A 21,004-nucleotide genomic window follows, 5' to 3' on the forward strand; every position below is an offset into this window, starting at 1 on the left:
GGGCATGGACTTCCCCGCAATCGCCATCGTGGGACGCGGCTGCGTCCTGCCCGGAGCACACACGCCCGCCGAACTGTGGGAGACCGTGGTCTCCGGCGCGGTACGGCTGACCCCGTTCTCCATCGGGCGCCCGACGGCGGGGCCCGAGTGGAGCGGGGCCGACCCGGCGAGCACGGTGTTCGGCCACGTCACCGGGTTCGAGGAGCGCTTCGACCCGTACGGCCTGGCCATCGACGCCGAGCAGATCAAGGGTCTGGACCCGACCGTGCGCTGGGTCGTGCACGCCACCCGGCAGGCGCTCGCCGAGGTCGATCGGCTCGGGCTGCACCGACGTACGGGCCTGGTCCTGGGCAACATCTCGTGCCCGACCACGTCGATGGTCGCGTACGCCGAGGACGTCTGGCTGCGGTCGCAGCCGGCCGAGGTCCGGGCCGAGTGGCCTCGGCACGACCGGCATTCGCCGATCCCGATGAGCCGATTCTGCTTCGGCCTGCCGGCGCAGCTCGTGGCCCAGGCCTTCGGGCTGCGGGCCGGCGCGGTGGTCCTGGAGGCGGCCTGCGCCTCCGCGCTGTACGCGATCGAACTCGCCTGCCGGAAACTGCACTTCCGGCAGGCGGACCTGATGGTCGCCGGGGCGCTGAACGGCGGCGCGCCCGAGATCATCAGCCACGGCATGGGCCGGCTCGGGGCCCTGAGCCCCAGCGCGCGGTCGCGGCCCTTCCACCGGGAGGCCGACGGCCTCGTCCCGGCCGAGGGCACCGCGATGGTCGCCCTGATGCGGCTCGAGGACGCGCTGGCCGCGGATGTACCCGTGCTGGGCGTGATCCGCGGGATCGGGGCGACCAACGACGGCGGCCGGGGCGGCATGCTCGTCCCGGACGGCGGCCAACAACAACGCGCGATGAGTCTGGCCTATCGGGCCGCGGGGATCGACCCCAAGACGGTGTCGCTGCTGGAGTGCCACGCCACCGGCACGGCGGTCGGCGACACCGTGGAACTGGGCTGCGCGGCCCGGATCTTCGCGGAGCGTACGGACCTGCCGATCGGGTCGGTCAAGGGCAACCTCGGCCATCCGCTCACCGCCGCGTCCGGGGCCGCGCTGCTCAAGGTGCTGGGCGCGATGGAACACGGCACACTGCCGCCGACCGTCGGTGCCGACGACGCCAACGAGGCTTTGCGCGGCACACCGCTGCGGCCACTGGCCCAGCCGGAGGAATGGCGGGGGCTACGGCGGGCCGCGGTCAGCGGCTTCGGGTTCGGCGGGGTCAACGCGCACCTGGTCGTGGATGCCTGGGACACCGCCGACCGGGCGTCGACGTCCTTCCCCGGCGGGGCCGTGCCCGGCCCCGCCGGGCGCCGCCGGCACCGGGTGGCGATCGTCGGCCTCGGCGCCCGCGTCGGGGACGGCGACACCACCGGCGACTTCGTCGAGGCGCTGCTGACCGGTGAGCCGAGGTTGCGGCCGCCACGCACGGTGGAACTGCGCGTGGACGGTCTGCGCATGCCGCCCAACGACATGCTGCAGACCTCCGGGGAACACCTGTTGGTCCTGGAGGCCGCGCGTGATGCCGCCCGCGCGCTGACCCTGCCCGACGAGCGCACCATGGTGCTCGTGGGCGTCGGCAGCGCGACCGTGCACGCCGAGTTCTCCGTCTGGCACAACCGCACGACCCTGGAGGCGCGCCGCTCGGCGGCGGCCGCGGCATCCTCCGAGGACCGGGTCGCCGACCCGTTGAACTGCCCGCCGTGGTCCCTCGGGGGCCTGGGCAACATCGCCGCCAACCGGATCAGCGCGCAACTTCGGCTGACCGACGCCAGTGTCGCGGTCTGCGCGGAGGAGGCATCCGGGATCCGGGCGCTCGACCTCGCGGTCGACGCGATCGGCAGCGGAGCGAGTGACGCGGCGCTCGTGGGCGCGGTCGACCTCGCCTCGACGGTGGTGCATCGGTCGGTCGTCCGCGACCTCGGGCTCCCCGGAGCCGAGGGGAACGCGGCGGTGGTGCTGGCCCTCAAGCGGCTCGACCACGCGCGCCGGGACGGCGACCCCGTCCTTGCCGTGATCGATCCGCAGGGCGAGGACGAGGCCGGCGCCGATGCGGGGCAGGGCGCCGTCGACCTGGTGGTCGGCGACCTCGATCCTTCGTCGGCGCCGGCGGATCGGCCGGATCGGCTGGATCCCTCAGCCCTGTTCGGTCGTCCGCACTGCGCGGCCGGGCTGTTGAGCGTGGCGTGCGCCGCGGTGGCGCTGTATCACCGCACCGTGCCGGCCGTGGGGGCGCAGGCGTTTGCGCGGCCGGAGTTGGCGAGGGCGAAGGTGACCGTGGACCCGCTGGGCGCGCCCGCGGCCGAACTCCTGCTGAGCGCCGGGGATACGGCACCGGCGGCGACGGGTGCGGCGACCCTGGGACGAAGGGCGGAGGGGTCGACGCCTGCCAGGCGGTTGTCCAGCATCGCGTTCTTCGACCTCAGGACCGTGCTTCGACTGCAGGACGCGCGGCCGGCGCGGGAACTCGTGACGCTGCCTGCGGCTCGGGCGGTGCCTGCGGCGGAGATCGGCGGACCCGCGGGCCCGGTGGTGGCTCCGGCCGCGGTGGCCGTGCCGGTGACGGCTTCGGGGCCCGCTCCCGGTTCGGTTGCGGCTCCCGCTCCCGCTCCCGCTTCGGTTCCGGTTCCGGCTTCGGTTCCGGTGTCCGTACCGGTTGAGGTCTCGGTCGAGGAGACGCTGGTGCCGACCGCGCTCAGTGCGCACCAGCGGGCCGTCGGCAGATCGCATGTGCATTTCATGAACACCCGGCATGAGAATCACCTGCTGTTCCTGGAGGTTCAGCGGCAGGCGACCCGGGCGTTGTTGGAAGTCGCCGGCATGTTCCAACAGTCGTATGGACCGGAAGCGAACGCATTCGTGGCGGACTCGGCGGGACCGGTCGCTCCGGTTGCTCCGGTCGCCTCGGTCGCCTCGGCCGCTCCGACCCTGCCGACGCCGTCGATCCCGCCGACCCCGCCGACCCCGCCGATCGAGCCGGTCCAGCCGGTCGCCGAGGTCGCGGCGCTCGTCCCGGAGCCGCAACCAGGTCCGGCCGAACGCGAGTTCGTGGTCAGCCCCGATGCCGATCCGTGGGTGCTCGACCACTGTCCCACCTGGACGCTGCCGGTGTTGCCGATGATGTGCACGGTGGATCACCTGTTCCAGGCGGCGAGTACGTACACCGGCCTGCGGGCCACCGGCCTGCGGGAGTTGCGCCTCCAGCGCTGGATCCCGGTGGTGAGCCCCACCCGGCTGCTCACCCGGGTCGAGCCGATGGCCGATCGGGGCCGGGACGTGCATGTCAGCCTGCTGATGTGGCGGCCGGCCCGGAACGAGGCGCTGTCCAGGTTCGAACTCGTCGCCGAGGCGACGATCACGTTCGACCGGCCCGAAACGCCGGCTCCGCTGCCACCGCTCACCGATGCCCAGCGGGCCGAACTGCCCTACCTCACCCATCGGTTGCCACACGGCCCGGCCTTCCGGTACCTCACCGAGGTCGGCTACGGCAGCGATGGCGCCTTCGGGATCCTGGACGCGCAACGGGGTTCCGTCCCCGGCACGTTCACCCATCCAGGGCTGCTCGACGCGGCGACGCACATCATCGCCGATCGGGTGTTCTGGTTGCCGTACCCGCAGGTCGGGCCCAATGTGGTGCCGTATCCGCACGGCCTGGTCCGCATGGACCTCTTCGCCCCGTTCCCCACCGAGGGGCAACTGCGGGTGGAGGCCCGACCGGGCGGATCCGAGGGCGATCTGCTGTTCGTCGACTTCCAGGTGCTGGCGGGGGATCGGCTGTGCGCCGCGTTCCGCAACGTCAGCATGGTGTCCCCGCCGAGTGTGCTGGAACTGCAATCCGGCGCCGATCGGCGGGCCTTCCTCCTGGAACGCCGACCCGCGCCGAAGATGAGCCTGTCCCAGGTCGTGGACGGCGCAAGCCGGCTGGATCGGGCGGTCCTGGAGACGGCCGACTGGCCCACCGGCGGACTGGCCTACGTCTACGGTCTGCCCGCCGGGGCCCCGGCCCGACTGCACGCGGAGGAGGTGGCGATGCGCGAACACGTGGCCCGGGCCCACGGCGAACATCCCGCCCGGGTCGTCGTGGACGTGGAGAACCGGATCGCCTGGTTGTCCGACCAACCGGACACCCGACACCATCTCGTGGTGCACGCGGACGCCGAGTCGGTCACCGTCGAGAACCGGCCGTAGCCGACACGGGTCCACGGTCGACGTCGTAGCGGTGGGCGGGTTCCCTTCGGAGCCCGCCCACCGTCATCTGCCCGGGCCCTGCCGCGCCGGGCACGCGCCCGCCTGCGCCGAGTCGCCCCGTACGCGACGTGGAACGAGTGAACCTCCCGGCCTTTTCGCGGCGAAGGCGTGTCAGCACCTCCGGACGGCTCGTTTGTACCTGCGACACGACCGCCTCAGCTTGGGGAAGCCATGACCTTCGGCACAGAAGAGCCGCCTTCCGTCCGGAACGACCGGCATCGCGGGAACGGGAAGGGCGGCGCCGGCGACAGCGGCGTGGTGCCGGTACAGCGGGGAGTGGCCGGCGGGAGCCGAGGGCCCGCGCCCGGCGGCACCGGGGCGGCGACCGGGGTCGCGGTACCGATGGCGGGCGGGCGGGACCCGATCGGGATGTTGCGTGCCCACGCCGACCATCCGAGTGCCTTCCTCGCGGTCAACGCCGGGACGCGGCACCACTACGGGAGCGGCGTCCCGGGGCTCGTCGCGTTTCTGCCGGGGCGGCGCCACCACATCCAGTTCGCCGGACCGTTCGCGGCACCGGCGCACCGGGGGGCGCTGCTCGACGAATACCTGCGCACGCTCGACCGCGGCCCCGGCCGGCGCAGGGTGCTGACCGCGGTTCAGCTGCGCTCGCACGACATCGCGCTCTACGCCGACCGCGGCTTCGCGGTGAACCAACTCGGCGTCGCCTACGGCATCGACCTGTCCCGCTTCACGCTGCGCGGCAAACCCCTCGCCAAGGTCCGGCAGAACGTGTCCCGGGCCCGAAGGGAGGGGGTCGTCGTCACGGAGGCGGGAGCCGACGACGTGCCCGACCGACACACCCTGGAGCGGATCGACCGCGAGTGGCTGCGCGAGAAGGGCCGCCTCGTGCGGCAACTGTCCTTCATGGTCGGTGAACACGGCGGAATCGGCCGCAGGTTGCGCCGTACGTTCCTGGCCCGACACCGCGGGGAAGTCGTCGCCTACATCACGTACGCGCCCGTGTGGGGAAGTCGACCGGGGTGGTTGTGCGACCTGTCGCGCCGGCGCCCCCAGGCCCCGGTCGGCACCCACGAACTGATCAACCTCACGGCGTTGAACACCTTCACCGAGGAGGGCGCCGGCTGGCTCCACCTCGGGCTCGCGCCGTTCGTCGGACTCGCGGAGGAGCACGAACCGCCCAGCGCCTCGGCCCTGTTCGCGTGGATGCTCCGACAGGGGACCAAGCGTGGGCGCGAACTTTACCCGGCGCGGACCCAGGAGGCCTTCAAACTCAAATGGGCCCCGCACCTGCGCGAACCCGAGTACGTGGCCTTCCAGGACCGCGTTCCGGTGGCGGCGGTATGGAACCTCGTGCGCTCCACCCGCCTGTTGTGATCGACCGGTCGGCCCGGTGGGGGGCGATGATCGCGACCACGCCCGCGGTGCCCCGGGCGCGTCGGCGTTCGGTGGCTCCGGGTGGGCCGAGGAGTGCGCCGAGCATGTGGGCGCTATTGTCGGTGTACGACGGCACCAACCGCTCACGCGGCGACGTCGGCGGCCGATCCCGAAACCCGAACCGAGCCGATGACCGGGCCCGTCCCCCGGCCTCGACCCCGCGCGGCACTGCGAGTGTCCGGGAACTCCCCATCCCTCTCCGGCGGTCGCGCACGGGTCGGCCGGCCGGTCGCCACGTCACTCGTCACCCGAGCATCGTACTGACGTACGAATCACCCGATCGCCCGTTCGGCAACCTCCCGAACCGCGCAGAGAAGCGACGCCGAGGGGAACGAGCGTGCGACGGCCGGGTAGCATGCCCTTTGCATGACGCGATCAAGGGACGTGCACAAGGGGCCGGTCCCCGGTGCGGTCGGTTCGAAACGGAGGCGGCGACTCGATGGACTCCGGGTTCGAGCGTTCACCCGAGCAGGAGGCTCTCATCGCGGACTGGACTCCGCCGGGGATCGACACCACCACGCCGCACTCGGCGCGCATTTACGACTACTTCCTTGGCGGCAAGACGAACTTCGCCCCCGACCGGGAAGCCGCCGAACAGACGTTGCTCGCCGTTCCGTACGCGCGTACCGCCGCGCGCGCGAACCGGGCGTTCCTGTTGCGGGCGGTCGCACACCTCGCCCGGCTCGGGATACGGCAGTTCCTCGATCTCGGCACCGGTATCCCCATCGAGGGCCGCAACACGCACGACGCCGCCCAGGGGATCGCGCCGAACTCCCGAGTGGTGTACGTCGACAACGACCCCATCGTCCTCGTACACGCCCGTGCGCTGCTGAGCAGCCACCCCGACGGCGAGACCGCGTACATCGACGCCGACGTCCGCGACCCGAACGCCATCCTCGACCACCCCGCACTCGTGCGGTCCCTGGACCTCGACCGGCCGCTCGCGGTCATGCTGCTCGCGATACTGCACTTCGTCCCGGACGACGAGAAACCGGCGGACCTCGTGCGCCGGTTGACCGACCGGCTCCCCTCCGGCAGCCACCTGGTGCTCTCGCACCTGACCGGCGACTTCGACCCGGTCGGCACCGGCGGCGGCGCCAACGTGTACCGCAAGTCGGGTATCCCGATGCAACTGCGCAGCCGTGCCGAGGTCGAGGCACTGGTGCCGCAGGGCTGGGAACTGCTCGAACCGGGCGTCGAACTCGTCTCCCGATGGCACCCCGAACCCGACGCCGAATTCCCGGCCCCGGCGGACATCGGCTGCTACGGACTACTGGCGCGCAAACCCTGAAAACACGGTGTCCCACCGGTGCGGCCGAGGTCGTGGGTCAGGGCTCCTCGCCGTGGCTGTTCGCGACGAACAGGGCCACGATCGCCGCGCCCGCGAGGAAGAACGCGCCGACCAGCAGGGCCTGCCGGAACCCTTCGGTGTAGGCGGTGGCCCGATCGTGTCCGTGCGCCAACCGGTGGGTGGTCTTCGACGTCGCGACCGCCGACAACACCGCGAGGCCGAACGCGCCGCCGAGTTGTTGTGCGGTGTTCATCAGCGCGGCGGCCAGTCCGGCTTTGTCGGCCGGGACCCCGGCGTTGGCGGCGGTGGCGACACCGACGAACACGAAGCCGAGGCCGAAGGACATCACCATCAGACCCGGGAGCAGATCGGAGAGGTAGGAGCCGTCGACCGGGACGCGGGACAACATCCAGACGCCGACGGAGGCGACGAGGGCGCCGGCGACGATCAGCGGCCGCGTACCGGTGCGGGCGATCAGTGCCTGCGCGACGCCCGCGGCCATGCCCACGCCGACCGTCACGGGCAGGAACGCCGTCCCGGCCTTGATCTCCGAGTAGCCCATGATGCCCTGCACGTACAGGGTGACGAAGAAGAACATCGCCAGGAAGCCGGACATGGCCACGAACTGCGTGATGTTCGCCGCGGCGAGGCCCTTCACGCGGAAGATGCTCAGCGGCATCAGCGGGTTGCGGCTGCGCGCCTCGTTGATCACGAAGGCGATCAACAGGCAGGTCGCGATGCCCAGTTCGGCGATGGTACGGGTATCGCTCCAGCCCTGCTCGGGCGCCTTGACCAGACCGTGGACCATGAGGATCAGGCCGCCGGTGGCCAACAGCGTGCCGGCGATGTCGAAGCCCTGCCACGACGCGCGGCGGTCGTCGTTCGGCAACAGCTTCGGGATGGCGGGCAGTACGAGCAGGCACACCGGCACGTTGACGAACATGACCCAGCGCCACCCCGGACCCTCGGTGAGCACGCCGCCGAGGAACACGCCCGCCGCCGAGGCGAACGCCCCGGTGCCGGCCCACGCCCCCAGCGCCTTGTTGCGGTCCGGGCCGTCGCTGAACGACGTGGTCAGGATCGACAGCGCGGCGGGCAACATCATCGACGCGCCCACGCCCTGGGCGAGGCGTCCCGCGATCAGCACCTCCGACGTCTGCGCGAAGCCGCCGATCAGCGAGGACGCGGAGAAGACGACGGTGCCCACGATCAGGACCCGACGCCGCCCGAGCAGGTCGGCCGCCCGACCGCCGAGCAGCATCAGTCCGCCGTACGTCAGCAGGTAACCGGACGGCACCCACTGGAGGTTCTGGTTGGACAGGCCGAGGTCTTTCTGGATGGTGGGCAGCGCGATGTTGACGATCGACGCGTCGATGAAGTCGAGGAACGCCACCGCGCACAGGAGCAGGAGGGTGAGTTTGCCGCGCGTGGTGGCCAGGAACGAGTCGGTGGCGTCGGGCGCGGCGGGTGTCCCCGACGGCGATTTCGCCTTCGTCGGATCGGTCGATGCGGATGTATCGGTGGACATGGGGGCTCCGAAGGCAGGATGGGATGGTGTCCGGGCATGGCGGGCCGCCGCCGGACTGCGGCTCGACCACCGGGCCGATCTCGGGGAAGGTCGTGCCGAACACGTCGTGCGGTACGAAGGCGGGCCGTTCGGTCGGGCTCGGCGTCTCCGGGAGTTCGTTGCGGGCGGTCGGGGCGGCATCAGAACCCGAGGGCCGCGAACTCGGGCTGTGGCGTACTCGCCGCCACCCCTTCGACCAGGCAGTCGCTCGGAATGTGAGGCGGCGCGGCCGGTCTGCGGCCGACCTGACGTTTCGGCGGCCTGTCCGGTCGAACAGGTGTGATCGAACGCATGAGAGCGACGGACGGGGACACCATGCACGAGAGCGGCGTGGAGGCGGTCATGGAGGAGCGGCAGCGGCTGATCAACCTGGCCTATCGGCTGCTCGGATCGCTCGCCGACGCCGAGGACGTGGTCCAGGAGACCTACGCCCGCTGGTACGCGATGACCGACGCGCAACGCGACGAGATCGAGGTCCCGGCGGCCTGGCTGACGAAGGTGGCGGGCCGGGTGTGCCTGACCCTGCTCGGCTCGGCGCGGGCCAGGCGGGAGACCTACGTGGGTGAATGGCTTCCCGAGCCGCTGCCCGAGCCGACCGAGTGGATCACCGGAGGAGTAGCCGGCGGCGGCATGGATCCGGCCGATCGCATCACCCTGGACGAGTCGGTCGGCATGGCCTTCCTCGTCGTGTTCGAGTCGATGACCCCCGCCGAGCGTGTGGCGTTCGTCCTGCACGACGTCTTCCGCTACCCGTTCGCGGAGGTCGCCACGATCGTCGGGCGTACCCCCGCGGCCTGCCGCCAGTTGGCGTCGTCGGCCCGGCGGCGGATTCGCGAGTCACAGGTCGACGCGGACCCGAGCGCCGGCCACGCCGCGGTGGTCCGCGACTTCAAGGCGGCCTGGGACGCGAAGAACATCGGCGCGCTGATCGGCCTGCTCGACCCGAACGCCACCTGGGTCGCGGACGGCGGCGGCAAGGCCGTCACCATCCTGGATCCGATCATCGGCGGCGAGCGGATCGCCCACACCTACCTGCGACTCGCCACCGTCGCACCCGACTACACGCTGCTGGAGCGTACGGTCAACGGCCTGCCCGGCCTGGTGGTCCAGCAGAACGGCCGCGCCGTGACCGTATTCGCCTTCCACGTCGTGGGCGAGCGCATCCACCACATCTGGACGATCCGCAACCCGGACAAACTCCGCCCGTGGACAACCCGTTGACCCGAGCGCGCGCCGGCACTCGCGGTCACGGCGTGGTGGTCAGCGCTCCAGCACCAACCGCTGGGCGGGGCGCACCGGTCGGCCGAAGTGGGCGCAGCGCTCCTCGAACCCCGGCGGAAGCCACGTGCCGCCGAGCAGCCGCGGATGGGACGGAAACGCCGCGAGGGCCGCCAGCGCGAACACCAGGGACGCCCACGGAGTGGCGAGGCGCACGCACATGTACCCCTTGCCGTACATGTCGTGGTAGCGCGCCTCGAAGACGCCGGGCTCGGGCAGGTCGATCTGGTCGAGACCGGTGAAGCCGAGACTCAGCGGGTTGCGGGGATGCGCGAGATACGCGGTCAGGTGCGTGATGGTCAGCTCGCCGCCGCCGTCGTTGACCCAGCGCGGCACGGTGTCCTGCTGCGCACGCTTGCGGCGCGCCGCGTTGCCCAGGGCGTTCACGGCGAGCGCGCCCACCACGAACCCCGGCCTGCCGATCGCGGCCACCCCGGTGCTGCGGTAGCTGCCGTTGCCCACGGCGCGCAGCCGGAACTGCTCTCCCACCCCGGTCGCGAGTACGCGCTCCCCCGGCGCGATCCGGGCCGTACTCGCCACGAGCGGGCGGCGGTCCGCCTGGCCCGTGACGACATCGGCCACGATGTCGCAGGTGTACCAGAGGAATTCGTCGGTCTGCGTCCACCCGTTGGCCGGCTGGGAGCCCATCCGGTTGCTCACGCTCGTCCCCTCGCCCGGCGAGCCCCGTGCTGCGCCGCGATTCCGAGTCTAAGCGTGTCCGATATACCGGAGCTTGAACACACCCCCCGCAACTTCCCCACCCGCGCGCCTTCCGATTGACGGCCGGTACACCCGACCGGTCGGCAGGCGATGCCGCCGACCGGTCGAGTTCGGCGTCGGGGCACCACGTGTGATGGTGCCTCGGCTGTCGGGGTGGGATCAGGGGATGGGGTGGCCGAACCAGCGGGAGAGGTGGGTGTTCAGCTCCTGTTGATCGTCGCCGATCCAGGCGATGTGGCCGTCGGGGCGGAGGAGGACGCATGGGGCGTCCACTGCCGCGGTGGGGTCCGCGACGTGGTCGACTCGGTCCGACCAGGCGCCGGGGGTCAGGTGTTCGGTGCGGTCCAGGAGTAGGCCGCGGCCGTGTCGCAGCAGGGCGTAGAGGCGGCCGTCCTTTACGTCGATGTCGCGCATGCGGCGGCCGAGCAGGTCGGGGCCGGCGCCGAAGTCGTAGCGGATGTCGATCGCGGTGATCTTCTCGATGAGCCGGCGGTTCACCTCGTCGATGTCCATCAGTTCGGTGAAGAGCCTGCGTACGGCCTGCGGGCCCGGGTCGGTGGAGTGCAGTTCCGTCTGGGCGCGGGTGTTGTCCAGTACGTCCGCGGCGACCGGATGGCGTTCCCTGTGGTAGGTGTCCAGCAAGGTCTCCGGCGCCCAGCCGCGGATGTGCGCGGCCAGTTTCCAGCCGAGGTTGACGGCGTCCTGAACGCCCAGGTTGAGGCCCTGCCCGCCGGTGGGCGGGTGGATGTGCGCCGCGTCGCCGGCCAGCAACACCCGCCCGACACGGTAACGTTCGGCCAGCCGGGTGGCATCGCCGAAGCGGGACAACCAGCGCGGGGAGTGCACGCCGAAGTCGGTTCCGGCGATGGCGCGCAGCCGTTGTCTGAAATCCTCGAGCGTGGGCGGTTCCGTGCGATCGGTGACGCCCGCGGCCGGGACCAGGACGCTATACACCCCTTCGCCGAAGGGCCTGAGCCAGAATCGCCGGTTGGTGCGGCTGATTTCGCTCACCTTGGCGGCGATCTCCTCCTGCGGCACGCCCACGTGCATCTCGCCCATCAGCGTGTCGTTTCGCGAGGGCTCGCCGGGGAAGCCGACGCCGAGCCGTTTGCGCACGGTGCTGCGCGCGCCGTCACAGCCGACGAGACAGCGCGCACGCAGCCGTTCGCCATCGGCCAGTTCGACGGTCACGCCCTCGTCGTCCTGCTCGAAACCGGCCACCGCACAGCCTCGCCGGACCTGCGCGCCCAGTCGGGTCGCGTGGTCTTCGAGCAGACGCTCGACGACCGGCTGCGGGATGCCCAGCAGATAGGCGTGCGCGGAATCCAAGCCCTGGGGCGCGGGTTTGTCGATGGCGGCGAAGAAGCCGCCGGCCGGACGGCGCCGGCCGCGTTCGAGCAGACGATCCAGCAGTCCGCGCATGGCCATCAGTTCGAGACTGCGAATGTGCAGACCGACGATACGGATGAACGATACGGGCTCGGTTTCCTTCTCCAGAACGAGCACCCGCACGTCGTGCAGCCGCAGTTCGGCGGCCAGCATGGCGCCGGTCGGCCCGCAGCCGGCGATGATCACGTCGAACACGAGGGGCGCACGATCGGCGCCGCCGGCGGCCGAGGCGCGGGGTTCGGGGGTGACCTGTGGAGATTGCATGGGTATTGCCTTTCGGGAGTGCCTTGTCGGCAGGCGCTCCCGGCGATACCTACGTCAATCGCCGGCCGTGACCGCAAGGGGGAGCGCCCATATCGCTACAGCGTTCATGGGTCTCACCTCCTCGGGCGGTGTCACGGTCGAGTGCAAGGTATAGACCCGGGGCCCATCCGTCCACTGCTTTTCCGGCCGCACGAACACGATCGCGAACGGGCCGGGCGCCGGCCTCCGTAGAGCTCATGCCGACGGGTGTTGGCTGTTTTGCGACACAAGTAGGCAGATTAATGGAAGAGAGCCATCGCACCCTCGTGACAACGTGACCCCATGAGCACGACACCGGGGGATCCGCGTCGCCGGCGGCATCGGCTCCGTCCAGGGGCGGGGCCGCCCGCCCACCGCGCCACGACGTCGGAGACGAGGACCCGATGACGCCGACGCCCGCACCGAAGTCATCCCGGGGCATCGGCGCCCGAATACGTCGTGCGGCGGTGGACACACGTCCGTTCGCCGTGCCGGCCTATCGGCGGGTGCTGGTCGGCCAGGGGGCCTCGCTGGTGGGCACGATGGTCACCGAGGTCACCGTCCCGGTGCAGATCTACTCCATCACGCACTCGTCGTTCTACGTGGGCCTGGCCGGACTCTTCGGTGTCGTGCCCATCGTGGTGTTCGGCCTGTACGGCGGCGCCGTCGCCGACCGGGTCGATCGCCGCCGGTTGTGCCTGTGGTCGTCGCTGGTGACCTGGGCGGTGACCATCGCGCTGCTCGCCCAGACCCTCCTGCACGCCCGCTCGGAGTTCCTCCTGCTCGGCCTCGTCGCCGTCCAGGGGGCCGGCTTCGCCACGGCCTCCTCGGCGCGCGGCGCGATCATTCCCCGCATCGTGCCGCACGAGTTGATCCCCGCCGCCAACACCCTGAGTTTCACGGTGGGCAACATCGGCCAGATCGCGGGACCGCTGGTCGCGGGCGTCCTGCTCACGCTTCCGCACGGGTTCGCCTACGCCTACGCCGCCGACGCCGTCCTGTTCACCCTGTCCCTCTACTCGACGTGGAGACTTCCGCCGATTCCGCCGGCGGGGGCCGCGACGGGCACGGGGATCGGCGCCGTGTTCGAGGGGCTGCGCTTCATCGGCGCCAGTCCGGTGCTGCTGATGTCGTTCGCCGTGGACATCGCCGCCATGGTGCTGGCCATGCCGAACGCCCTGTTCCCCGAGGCCGCCGCCACCCGCTTCCACGGCGGGATCGGCGTGCTGTACTCGGCGGTCGCCATCGGATCCCTGCTGGCCGGGTTGTGCAGCGGATGGATCGCGCGCATACGCCGCCAGGGCGTCGCGCTCACTCTCGCGGTGGTCGCCTGGGCGAGCGCCATCACGCTGGCCGGCTTCACCCGCGCCCTGTGGCTCGCCGTCGCCCTCCTCGTCCTCGCCGGCGCCGCCGACCTGGTCAGCGCCGTCTACCGGCAGACGATCCTGCAGACGTGGGCGCCGGACGAGATGCGCGGACGTATGCAGGGCGTCTTCACCGTCGTCGTCACCGGCGGCCCCCGACTCGGCGACCTGCGGGCAGGAGTGATGGCGGCGACCACCACCCTCGGCATCGCCTGGTCGGGCAGTGCCATGTTGTGCATCGTCCTGGTCATGGTCGGCGCCCTGGCCGTACGCCCGTTCTGGCTCTACGACGGTCACGGGAAGCACCCCACAAGCCCCCCGCCGGTGCCCGACCCACCAACCCCGTGCCCCCGGTCCCCGGCGGAACCGGCCCGGTGAGACCGCCGCCGGCGGGCTCTACGCGACGGCGCCCGGGGCGGCGAGCACTCGGGCGACGACTTCGCCGGCGGCGCCGAGTACCGCGCCGTCCGTGAGTTCCGAGCGCCATATCGTCGGGGTGCGGCCGCGCAGTCTGCCGCCGCCGGCTTCGAGGGCGGCGGTGATGTGCGGGGTGAGCCAGGGGGCCATGCGGGCGGGGAGGCCGCCGAGGACGAGGGCCGCGGGGTCGAAGAGGTTCGTGACGGCGACCAGGGCGATGCCCAGCCCTTCGCCGGCCCGCTTCGCGGCCGCGAGGGCGCGGCGGTCCCTCGCCTCCAGGCGGCGCACGAGTTCGGCGGCGCCGGCGCCGAGGAGGTCGGCGCGGTCCCGGGCATCGGGTCGGGCGGGCGCGGCATCCGGCACGTCGGCGGCCCGCAGGACGGCGTCCAGCCCGGCGACCTGTTCCAGGCAGCCGCGCCCGCCGCAGCGGCACGCGGGTCCGCCGGGGGCGACGACGACGTGGCCGAGTTCGCCGGCCGCGCCGTGCGTACCGCGAAACAGCGCGCCGCCGACGACGATTCCCGCGCCGATGCCGGTTTCGCCGGACACGTACACGTAATCGCCCAGCCCGGCGCCCGCGCCGAACCACAACTCGCCGAGAGCGGCGAGATTCGCCTCGTTGTCCACCGTCACCGGCAGCGGTTGGGACGGCAGCGCCTCGGCGATGAGTTCGGCGGCGGGCAGCGTGTCCCAGCCCAGGTTCGGCGCGTTCACCGCCCCGCCGTGCAGCACGCCGGGGACCGCCACCGTCGTCCCGACGAGGGTGAGCCCGGCACGGCGGGCCTGCCCGGTGACCGCGTGGGCGAGCCGGCCCAGGGCCGCGACGTCCCGGTCCGGGTCGGAACCGGCGCCGGCGCGGGGGATGCTGCGGCGGATGCGCACCCGCCGGGTGAGGTCGAGGACGCACGCGGACAGGTACCCGACGTTGATCTCCACGCCGAGCCCGGCGATCGGTCCCGACGCCACCGACACCGGAGCGCCGGGCCGCCCGCGGCCGGCTCTGACCGGGTCCTCGGCACTCACCAGCCCGAGCGCGGTCAGCGCGGCGACCCGCGCGGACACCGTGGTCTTGGTGAGCCCGGTGAGCTCGGCCAGCCGCGCGCGGGTGATCGGCTGGCTGCGGTCGATCTCGGCCAGCACCAGCGCCAGGTTGCGTTCGCGCATCCCGACCAGATCGGTGGGGCCGTCCGGCGTGCTCATGGCGCGGATCCTCTCACCCGCGGACGGACGGTCCTCCCGCGGGCGGCTATTGACAGTTGCCCGGGTGCGCGGTTGGCTCGTTGTGGAGTTTAGTCCAGAGTCCTAACTAATTGATGGCGATTCGAAGCGGCTTGAAGCGGTTCCAAGCGGCTCGAAGCGATGCGATTCGATCGATTCGCTCAGGGAGGCGCGATGATCGACCTCGTCCCGACCCCGGAAGACCGCTTCAGCTTCGGGCTGTGGACGGTCGGATGGCAGGCGCGCGACCCGTTCGGGGACGCCACCCGCGCCCCGCTGGAGCCGGCCGAGGCGGTGTACCGGCTGGCCGAACTCGGCGCGTACGGCGTCACGTTCCACGACGACGACCTGATTCCGTTCGGCGCCGACGAGGCGGAGCGGGCGAAGCGGATCGCCGCCTTCCGGGCCGCGCTCGACGCGACCGGCATGATCGTCCCGATGGTCACGACGAACCTCACGGCCCATCCCGTCTTCAAGGACGGCGCGTTCACCGCCAACGACCGCGGCATCCGCCGGTTCGCGCTGCGCAAGGTCATGCGCAACCTCGACCTCGCCGCCGAACTCGGGGCGCGGACCTATGTGTTCTGGGGCGGCCGGGAAGGTTCGGAGACGGACGCGGGCAAGGACGTGCGGGTCGCGCTCGACCGCTACAAGGAGGCGATCGACATCCTGTGCGCGTACGTCCTGGACCGGGGCCACGACCTCCGGTTCGCGCTGGAGCCCAAGCCGAACGAGCCGCGCGGCGACATCTTCCTGCCCACCGTGGGCCACATGCTCGCCTTCATCGCCCGCCTCGAACACCCCGACATGGTCGGGCTCAACCCCGAGGTCGGCCACGAGCAGATGGCCGGGATGAACATGGTGCACGCGGCGGCGCAGGCCCTGTGGGAGGGCAAGCTCTTCCACATCGACCTGAACGGCCAGCACGGGCCCAAGTACGACCAGGACCTGGTGTTCGGCCACGGCGACGTCAAGAGCGCGTTCTTCCTCGTCGACCTGCTGGAGCACGGCGGCTACAACGGGCCCCGGCACTTCGACTTCAAGCCGATGCGCACCGAGGACACCGCCGGGGTGTGGGCCGGCGCGGCCGCCAACATGCGCACCTACCTGCTGCTTCGCGAACGTGCACGCGCGTTTCGCGCCGACCCCGAGGTGCGCGAGGCCAGGGCCGCCGCCGGGTTGCACGAGCCGGCCGTACCGACACTCGCGCCGGGCGAGACGTACGCCGACCTCGCGGGCGACAGCTTCGACCCCGACGCGGCCGCGGTCCGCGGATCCGGCTACGAGCGGCTCGACCAGTTGGCCGTGGAACACCTCCTGGGTGCGCGCTGACATGCCGGGGCGGACCCTGGTCGCGGGCATCGACTCCGGGACCCAGTCGTGCAAGGTGCTCGTCTGCGACGCGGCGAGCGGCGCGGTGCTGCGGCAGGGACGGGCACCGCACCCCGACGGCGGCGAGGTCCCCCCGGAGGCCTGGTGGCAGGCGCTGCGGACGGCCGCGGCCGGGGCCGGGGGATTGCACGACGTCGCGGCGGTGGCGGTATCCGCGCAGCAGCACGGTGCGGTGTGCCTCGACGAGGACGGCGCGGTCGTCCGCGACGCGCTGTTGTGGAACGACACCCGGTCGGCCGGCGCGGCGGCGGCGTTGTGCGCCGAGTACGGCGGGCCCGGGGCGTGGGCGCGCGCGGTCGGGAGTGTGCCGGTCGCGTCGTTCACCGTGAGCAAGTTGCGCTGGATCGCCGAGCACGACCCGCGGTCGGCGGCGCGGACGGCGGCGGTGTGCCTGCCGCACGACTACCTCACGTGGCGGCTGACCGGTGGGGGTGACATCGGCGGGCTGACCACCGATCGCGGCGATGCCTCCGGGACCGGCTATTGGTCGCCCCGCGAGGAGGCATACCGGACGGACCTGCTCGGCGCGGCGTTCGGCGCTCGGCCGGTGTTGCCGCGGGTGCTCGGTCCGCGGGACGCGGCGGGTCGTACGACGTCGGGCGTGCTGGTCGCGGCGGGCACGGGCGACAACATGGCGGCGGCGCTCGGCGTGTGTGTCGCGCCGGGGGAGGCCGTCGTGTCGCTCGGGACCTCCGGGACGGTGTTCGTGCGGTCGCCGTCCCCGACGGCGGACCCGTCCGGAGCCGTGGCGGGATTCGCCGACGCCACCGGCGCGTTCCTGCCGCTGGCCTGTACGCTCAACGCCGCCCGCGTCCTGGACGCGGCGGCGGGCATGCTCGGCGTGTCGCACGAGCGGCTCGCCGAACTCGCCACGGGCGCACCGTCCGGCGCCGACGGCCTGGTCCTCGTCCCGTACCTCGACGGCGAACGGACCCCCAACCTCCCGAACGCCGCCGGCGCCCTGCACGGCCTGACCACGGCCAACGCCACCCCCGCCCATCTGGCCCGCGCCTACGTCGAGGGCATCGTGTGCGGCCTGGCCGACGCCCTCGACGCCGTGCTCGACACCACCGCCACCGACGTCGCGCGCATCCGGCTGGTCGGCGGCGCGGCCCGCTCGCCGGCGGTCGCGGCCATCGCCGCGGAGCTGTTCGAGCGCCCCGTCACGGTCCCCGCGACCGGCGAACTCGCCGCGTGGGGCGCGGCCCGGCAGGCCGCTTGGGCCCTGACGGATGACCCGCACCCTCCGGAGTGGCCGGTCCCCGGCACGACATACCCGCCGATGCGCGACGGCACGGCGGCCGTTCGCGCCCGGTATGCCGCCGCTCGCCCACTCCACCTGGACCGCCTCTGACGACCACGGGGCGACGGACTGCGGATCACGGCGGGAGGGGCCTTCCTCCAGCGCTGTGCCACGGCGCGCAGCGTGTCGCAGGTCCAGAACGGGTGCCCGGCGGGCGGGAATCCGAACAGGGCGAGTCGGCTCGCCGTCGCACGTTCGACGAACCGATACCGGGCGGTGTCGTGGCTGCGGTCCGCCCACGGTCCGCGCAGACCCCAATCGGCGGATCCCGGACGGAAGTTGCCGTGCATGGTGAAGCGTGCCCCGCGAGGGCGGGTCAGTCCGGTGCCGCGGTGAAAGCTGTCGAGCCCGAAGGCGACGACGGTCAACCGAATTCGAGCGGGGAACCGCATGCCGCGGGCCCTGGGCGACAGGGTGCTCGTGGGAGGTGCGTTGTCGCCGGTGGGCGCATGCGTTCACGGTGGACGGGGCTCAGGGGGCGAGGTCCGTTGTGGGGCCGTCGTGGCGGGCGCTGGAGCGCCAGTCGGCGACGCGGACCAGTGATTCGAGGTACGCGAGTCGGAACGGTCCCAGGTCGTCGCGGTCGCGCAGCGCCAGGGCTCGCGGCGTCCACGAACCGCCCGGGCGGAACGCCTCGGTGTCGAGCGACTGCCCGGGGAAGTGGTCGCCCGTGGACACGGCGACCGGCGGCGTGCGATCACCGTCGCGGACGCCGAGCAGCGTCCGCGCGTCCTCGTCGGCCTCCGGGCGCACCGACACACGGACCCGACCGTGGTGCGCCGCGACCAGGTAGGTCACCAACTCCGGGTCGGCCAGGGGGGTATGCCAGTGCTCGCCGTTCAACAGGATGAGTGCGCTGACCAGTTCGTGCCGGAAGTAGGCCCGCGTGGAGACTCCAGTGCTCCACGGCGCCTTGGACTTGGCCAACAGGTGCTCCGGCGGCTCGCCGCCACCGCCGCCGCGCAGCATGGCCTGGAACACGTCGTGGCACTTGCCGAGATCGTGGAACCTGGCGGCGTGGGCCACGGCTTCGCGCTGCTCCTCGGTCAGCCCCGGAAGGGCGGCCGTGACCGCACGTGCCTCCTCCTCGGTCTCCAGCAGGTGCCGGTCGAGACTCACCCAAGCGACACACGCGATCGCGGGCGGCGTGCGCCCGGTGAACAGCGACGGCACCGGCGCGCCGCTCTCGGGCGCCCACCCCACCTCGGGGAGGTAGCCGCCGCGCACGGCGTCGAGCAGCACGGACGTTCCGGCACGGAGATCGTCGGCCACGGCGTGCCGCCACCGACCGTCGACGGGATCCCGCAGCCACACTGCGCGATCGTCCAGCATCCTTCGGACGTCGGCGAGCGGCGCCTCACACTGCTCGCCGCGCGCGGGTCCCGGCTCGTCCTCGCCGGGTTCCCCCGACTCCCACACCCGCCACGCGACGAGGACCGTACGCTCGTCGTCGGCGCAGATCCACGGACTCGCGTCGGCCGGGACCGCGCCGTACGCGTTGTCGAACATCGCCAACACATCGTTCTCGCCCAGGACTTGGGAAGGCGCCACGTTGTGGTCGACACGGGCGCGGAACATGTCCACGGTCGTGACGGCCTCGCCCTCGTGCGCGTTCAGCCAGGCCGCGACACCCGCGTCCGGCCCCGGTCCGTCCGGGGGTACACACCACAACAGGTCGCCGCCATCGGGGTGTTCGCCGTGGCGGTTGCAGCGACCGGCGCGTTGCACGAGCGCGCTCCACGGGGCGAGTTCGGTGAGGACTGTACGGCCGGACACGTCGGATCCGACGTCCAGCGCCCGCGTCGTGACCAGGATCCGGTCCCGGCCGGCCTCCTCCGAAGCCGCCGCATGAACACGGCGGTCGGCGGTACGCGCGTACGGATGCGCCAGCACGATCTCCCGGCCCGGATGCGCCGCGCGCAGCGCACCGTAGACCTCGCGCGCCCGCTGCGCGGAGCCGAGTACGGCGATGGACCGCGTGCCGGGCAGGTGCGCGGCGCCCAGCGCGTCGACGAGGTCGTCGACGTACCGTGTCGGGTCCGGGTCCAACCGCCTGATGCGTCGAACCGCCGCGAGCCCGGCGCCGGCCGCCACGTCACCGCCGTCGATGGTGTTCCCGTCCGACGTCGAAGACATCCACGTGCTGCCGGTCGGCGCCGTCGTGCCGAACGATTCGCGCAGCGACTGCAGCCGCGTACTCGTCGGCAACCCCGGTCCCAGCAAGTGCATTTCGTCGAACACCCAGTGGGTGTCGGTGTTGAGCAGCGCGAACGACACGGGCGCCATCGCCCGCGCGTCGGCGAACCCACGCATCAACGCCCGGCTCAGCAGCCCGTCGTGCGTACCCACCAGGATCGCGTTCCGCTCGGGAAACCGCCGCCACGCGCCGTTCTGCGACTCCGGACCGGCGAGCAGGTGCAGGTCCACGTCGTCTGTGTACCCGAGGCGACGCAGCCACTCGGCGATGCGCGCGTGGGTCGGTTCCGCGAGGCTGCCCTGCGGCAATACGTACACCAATCGCCTCGGCGTCACCTCGACCGCGGACACCAACCGCCGGTACAGCCAGGCCAATACGGCGGCCGCGCTCTTCCCGCCCCCCGACGGAACCCGAACGAACCGCGGCAGCCCGCTCTCCGCGAAACCGGCCTGATAGGCATAGGGCCGATGGCCGGTCGCCGTGTGGAAGAACTCCCCGTATCCGTGCGTCATTCACGACTCCCTCGTCCGCCGGACACCCGACTATCGCAGCCGCAGGCGCGTGCCCACCAGATACCGCTCGCCGATGGTCCAGGCGGCCGTGAGCCGGCAGGCTCGGCGACGTCCGGAGGCCTTCGGGCCCGGCTCGTCGCCGGGCCCGCTCCGATGGGGAACGGGTCCGGCGGCTGCGCGGGTTCGGCCGTCTACAGGCCGTACTCGATGGCGGTGGCGGCGACCGCGTGGGTCGATCCGTACTCGACCGTCGTCGCCCCCGGGGCGGCGGCGAAGGCGAAGGCTGTGCCCGCGACGCAGGCGAGGATGGCACACGTGGCCCAGCGACGAAGATTCATGACCGTCCTTCCGTTCCCAGCGGCACATTCGTGTCGCGACCGGTTCC

Annotated in this window: 13 protein-coding genes; 7 read left to right on the forward strand and 6 right to left on the reverse strand. The window is 72.2% G+C overall.

Features of this window, described 5'->3' with window-relative positions; all coding sequences use genetic code 11:
• Positions 1-4: 4 nt before the first annotated feature.
• The 3 genes from ACFRCG_RS28250 to ACFRCG_RS28260 all read left to right on the forward strand — a co-directional run bounded on the left by ACFRCG_RS28250 (position 5) and on the right by ACFRCG_RS28260 (position 6,980).
• Entirely contained in the window at positions 5-4,231 is a 4,227-nt protein-coding gene (locus ACFRCG_RS28250; protein ID WP_380036517.1) for a beta-ketoacyl synthase N-terminal-like domain-containing protein, read from the forward strand.
• 231 nt (positions 4,232-4,462) lie between these two features.
• Positions 4,463-5,629 (forward strand): phosphatidylglycerol lysyltransferase domain-containing protein, encoded by a 1,167-nt coding sequence (locus ACFRCG_RS28255; protein WP_380036519.1) that lies wholly within the window; start codon positions 4,463-4,465, stop codon positions 5,627-5,629.
• 499 nt (positions 5,630-6,128) lie between these two features.
• Positions 6,129-6,980, forward strand: coding sequence for an SAM-dependent methyltransferase (locus ACFRCG_RS28260; RefSeq protein WP_380036521.1), 852 nt, complete (start codon positions 6,129-6,131; stop codon positions 6,978-6,980).
• 37 nt (positions 6,981-7,017) lie between these two features.
• On the opposite strand, the gene ACFRCG_RS28265 is transcribed toward ACFRCG_RS28260, so the two are convergent.
• Complete coding sequence (locus tag ACFRCG_RS28265; RefSeq protein WP_380036522.1) at positions 7,018-8,508, reverse strand: MFS transporter; 1,491 nt, start codon at positions 8,506-8,508, stop codon at positions 7,018-7,020.
• A gap of 330 nt (positions 8,509-8,838) precedes the next feature.
• Here ACFRCG_RS28265 and sigJ point away from each other — a divergent pair, with 330 nt between their 5' ends.
• Positions 8,839-9,768, forward strand: coding sequence for an RNA polymerase sigma factor SigJ (gene sigJ / locus ACFRCG_RS28270; protein ID WP_380036523.1), 930 nt, complete (start codon positions 8,839-8,841; stop codon positions 9,766-9,768).
• A 39-nt stretch (positions 9,769-9,807) separates the two neighbouring features.
• Here sigJ and ACFRCG_RS28275 read toward each other — a convergent pair whose 3' ends face one another.
• Positions 9,808-10,485 (reverse strand): hypothetical protein, encoded by a 678-nt coding sequence (locus tag ACFRCG_RS28275; protein WP_380010958.1) that lies wholly within the window; start codon positions 10,483-10,485, stop codon positions 9,808-9,810.
• Positions 10,486-10,704: 219 nt separating this feature from the next.
• Positions 10,705-12,198: a rifampin monooxygenase gene (gene rox, locus ACFRCG_RS28280; protein WP_380036524.1), complete on the reverse strand. Its 1,494-nt coding sequence runs from the start codon at positions 12,196-12,198 to the stop codon at positions 10,705-10,707.
• 485 nt (positions 12,199-12,683) lie between these two features.
• Here rox and ACFRCG_RS28285 point away from each other — a divergent pair, with 485 nt between their 5' ends.
• Positions 12,684-13,958, forward strand: coding sequence for an MFS transporter (locus ACFRCG_RS28285; RefSeq protein ID WP_380036526.1), 1,275 nt, complete (start codon positions 12,684-12,686; stop codon positions 13,956-13,958).
• A gap of 18 nt (positions 13,959-13,976) precedes the next feature.
• Here the strand turns inward: ACFRCG_RS28285 and ACFRCG_RS28290 are convergent, their stop codons facing one another.
• On the reverse strand, positions 13,977-15,197 hold the full coding sequence (locus tag ACFRCG_RS28290) for an ROK family protein (RefSeq protein WP_380036528.1): 1,221 nt from the start codon (positions 15,195-15,197) through the stop codon (positions 13,977-13,979).
• 192 nt (positions 15,198-15,389) lie between these two features.
• On the opposite strand from ACFRCG_RS28290, the gene xylA reads away from it, so the two are divergent.
• On the forward strand, positions 15,390-16,547 hold the full coding sequence (gene xylA, locus ACFRCG_RS28295) for a xylose isomerase (protein WP_380036530.1): 1,158 nt from the start codon (positions 15,390-15,392) through the stop codon (positions 16,545-16,547).
• A gap of 1 nt (position 16,548) precedes the next feature.
• Positions 16,549-17,961 (forward strand): xylulokinase, encoded by a 1,413-nt coding sequence (gene xylB / locus ACFRCG_RS28300; RefSeq protein ID WP_380036664.1) that lies wholly within the window; start codon positions 16,549-16,551, stop codon positions 17,959-17,961.
• A gap of 420 nt (positions 17,962-18,381) precedes the next feature.
• Here xylB and ACFRCG_RS28305 read toward each other — a convergent pair whose 3' ends face one another.
• Together ACFRCG_RS28305 and ACFRCG_RS28310 are read right to left on the reverse strand one after the other, a co-directional pair.
• Positions 18,382-20,619 carry a CRISPR-associated endonuclease Cas3'' gene (locus ACFRCG_RS28305; RefSeq protein ID WP_380036532.1) on the reverse strand — a complete coding sequence of 746 codons (2,238 nt, stop codon included), beginning with the start codon at positions 20,617-20,619 and terminating at the stop codon, positions 18,382-18,384.
• A 191-nt stretch (positions 20,620-20,810) separates the two neighbouring features.
• Positions 20,811-20,957, reverse strand: a complete 147-nt coding sequence (locus ACFRCG_RS28310; protein WP_380036534.1) for a hypothetical protein — start codon at positions 20,955-20,957, stop codon at positions 20,811-20,813.
• Between the last annotated feature and the right edge of the window lie 47 nt (positions 20,958-21,004).

The organism is Embleya sp. NPDC056575 (genome assembly GCF_042793325.1).
GTDB lineage: Bacteria > Actinomycetota > Actinomycetes > Streptomycetales > Streptomycetaceae > Embleya.